At 35.4% G+C, this 1,055-nt stretch carries 1 protein-coding gene; it reads left to right on the top strand.

The window, feature by feature from the left end; all coding sequences use genetic code 11:
* Positions 1–239 precede the first annotated feature (239 nt).
* Positions 240–965, top strand: a complete 726-nt coding sequence (locus tag JCM10596_RS22800; protein ID WP_025029057.1) for a hypothetical protein — start codon at positions 240–242, stop codon at positions 963–965.
* Positions 966–1,055: the final 90 nt, after the last annotated feature.

Below are 1,055 nucleotides of genomic sequence, written 5' to 3'. Positions count from 1 at the left end.
AGAACCGTAGGAATCTACGGGGATAGCTTGGTCAATAAGAGAAACCTCTGTTGGCGAAGAAATATGCTAACAAGTACGCTCTATTCCCAAGAATCTCCCACTTCAAACAACCCGAAAGGGTGTTAAGTGGTGAGTAGTTCAATAGAAACAAAAAAATAAAAATAAGGGAATTTATTGCAGAATCATGTATAATTATAGGAGATATTTGTCATTTGTGAAGCAGATTAGGAGTTGTTAGATTGAAAATTATAGAATTTATTTTTCGTTGGTTCTTAACATTTATGGTGATGCTGATCGGTACAGTAGGGATACACTTATTGATCGTAGTGCTCCAAGAAAGAATTTTTTTACCTGAAGAATATCTTATGTGGACGCATAATTATCCTGCTTCAATGTTGATTTTGCTGTATATAGGAATCTTCTATGTAGGAGCTATTCTTCTATTTCCTCACAGATTTAAAACTCTATCGAAGACGAGCCCATTTTCCTCCCTCATAAAGTTTTACAAGCAGAAGAGAAAACGATTTTATTCTACGTTCCTTCTTGTGAATATCGTTTTGCTTTATGCGATTACTTTCTCTGTTACTGTTATCACAGAACAGAAGGTGATAGATTATTCTTTTCTTGCACCCCAAGGGAAGGAATATGCTTATAGTGATATTGCCAAGATTACAACAGGGGTACACGGAAAAAAATCAGCATTACCATACCACTACTATAAGGGACAGTTTTATTACATCCTTGAGTTGATTGACGAAACAAAAGTGGAGTTGGATGATGCAAGGGGACTTAACGATAGAGATCATCGTTTTATTCTTGAGGAGCTGGATCAACGCCTTGTCGACATGGGGATTCCTAAAGAGTCTAGTATGGAACATTTTGATATGATTTCAGATCTAGGTCAGGTATATAAGGATAGAATAGAAAATATATTAAAAAATACAACAATGAGTGAAGGGGATTAGCAGAAAGTATTGAGAGGTGGTCTTTTTAATGCCAATTGGATTATTAATTTTGGTCTGCATTGTTATTCTCTTAGTTATCTATGCTGTGAT

Origin of the sequence: Caldalkalibacillus mannanilyticus JCM 10596 (assembly GCF_000615945.1) — a bacterium.
In the GTDB taxonomy this organism is placed as follows: domain Bacteria; phylum Bacillota; class Bacilli; order Caldalkalibacillales; family JCM-10596; genus Bacillus_AT; species Bacillus_AT mannanilyticus.
Note: the sequence above shows the minus strand (reverse complement) of the source record. Positions and strands in the feature narration are given on the sequence as shown.